The following is a 1,735-nucleotide window of genomic DNA, read 5'->3' as shown; positions in this document are numbered from 1 at the left end:
GCCACACCAGGTAGCCCACCCACCACCGCCGCCGTCGTCCCAATCACCAACCCCACAACCCAACCCGCCATCTGATTCCGCATCTCATCACCTCGATCGGCTCTCTAGAACGCTATCGTATTTTTCTCTCCTTCTCAAGCGATCGAGCTTATGGCATTATGCGATCGACCCTTAATTCTCCACCTTTACTGATCCGTGAGCTGAGCTTGCAGCGCTTGGATCTGCTCAACAGTCAGTCCCGTAGCAATTGCAATCGTTTCGATCTCAACCTTTTGACGAAGTAGATTCAGCGCGATCGTCTGAGTAGCCTCTTCAATGCCTTGCTTCAGGCCCTTCTCCAACCCCTTTTCTTCCCAACTGGTCATCGTTTCCATGATCGCCTCCTTTTCCCGTACCTCTAGTTTATCAATTTCAGCTTGAAACCGTTTCTCTTCCTGTGCATTCAATCGGAGATAGCTATCCACAAACTGGGAAATCAACTGACTCTTAGCGGGATTCAACTTCAGCGTCACCAACAGCCGCAAACATTCCGCCTTCACCTTCGGTCGATCGCGCTCCTCGATCGCCATCTTCGCCATCAAGGCTGCCGCTACTGGATTCGGGCGATTGAGAAAGTCCCGCCAGTTCAACCGATTTAACTGAATCGACGCAAAGTTAAATTCCAACACCTTTAAGTTGGGAAATTCTACGCTGTATTGATTCTGAGCCGCTTCCTTTGGCTGTTCGTAGGAAAAAAGCACAATGGTCTACAACCGACCGAAGGTCATCGGGTAAATTCGTTTTAAATGCTTTTGGTGCAACCGAGAGAAGTAGAAAAACAATCGCTGGGGGAATCGCATTTGATAAGTTGATTGTCGTTTAATGCAATAGATTGAAAACATCGTCGATCGCGAATGCTCGATCCCCCTAAATCCCCCTTAAAAAGGGGGACTTTGAACTAATTTGGCTAAATTCCCCCCTTTTTAAGGGGGGCTAGGGGAGATCAGATCTGTGCTATCGACGATATTTGCAATTTACTGATGTTCTTTAATCGCGCTACAAAACTTAACCACCCTCTACGGTTGACGGGGACAGCGATCGCCGCTACATTGCTATAGTTAAGCAGCAATCGGAGATTCAAATCCTGCTGCTGATAAGCCCGAAAAACTAGCGCGATCGCCTTGAGCGTAAGGCCCTCAAAACGATCGCTAAGCCCCCAAGCTGTCTGTAGCAGCATGGTGACCTGGATTGCATTTTAGCACCCCAAGCCGCCCTGTTTCGCCATGTCAGAAATCGGGGCGGCTAGCTTTTTGGGTTTTCCTCGTCCATTTACTTCAATTTTGAGGAAAACCAATGACTCGCTATACCAAGAAAATCAAACTCCAACTCAGCGGTGACAACGATGCTGTTGATGCTGCCATTGGCATTTTGCACGTTCTCAACTTCATCAGCGCCCACGAATGGAGTCAAACCGTTCGCAAACGGGGAGAACCTACCGTCGTGCGCGTGGCAGCTAGGGAGATTATGCTAGAAGGCTAAGCGGTGATCTAGAAATTCCGATCCCCCTAAATTCCCGCGCTAACGCGCCGCTGCGCTAGAAAAAAGGGGGAATTTGAAAGAATTCTCCTCAATTCCCCCTTTTTTAAGGGGGGCTAGCGATTATCTTGAAAGTCAAGTAGGTTGGGGCAGAACTTGCCCTGGATTAGCTATGGCCGCAGGGTTCCAGAAGGTTCCCTGCTTGACCATGGCATTGAGA

Annotated in this window: 3 protein-coding genes; 1 reads left to right on the top strand and 2 read right to left on the bottom strand. The window is 49.1% G+C overall.

Features of this window, described 5'->3' with window-relative positions:
* Nucleotides 1-185: 185 nt before the first annotated feature.
* Nucleotides 186-740 carry an RpnC/YadD family protein gene (locus tag ACN4EG_RS27700; protein WP_431633514.1) on the bottom strand — a complete coding sequence of 185 codons (555 nt, stop codon included), beginning with the start codon at nt 738-740 and terminating at the stop codon, nt 186-188.
* A 242-nt stretch (nt 741-982) separates the two neighbouring features.
* Nucleotides 983-1,216 (bottom strand): hypothetical protein, encoded by a 234-nt coding sequence (locus ACN4EG_RS27695; RefSeq protein WP_431633513.1) that lies wholly within the window; start codon nt 1,214-1,216, stop codon nt 983-985.
* Between the two features lie 116 nt (nt 1,217-1,332).
* On the opposite strand from ACN4EG_RS27695, the gene ACN4EG_RS27690 reads away from it, so the two are divergent.
* A complete protein-coding gene (locus ACN4EG_RS27690; protein WP_431628555.1) occupies nt 1,333-1,518 on the top strand; it encodes a hypothetical protein in 186 nt (61 codons plus the stop codon).
* Nucleotides 1,519-1,735 lie beyond the last annotated feature (217 nt).

This window comes from Alkalinema pantanalense CENA528 (assembly GCF_050753345.1).
In the GTDB taxonomy this organism is placed as follows: Bacteria; Cyanobacteriota; Cyanobacteriia; order Leptolyngbyales; family Leptolyngbyaceae; genus Alkalinema; species Alkalinema pantanalense.
Note: the sequence above shows the minus strand (reverse complement) of the source record. Positions and strands in the feature narration are given on the sequence as shown.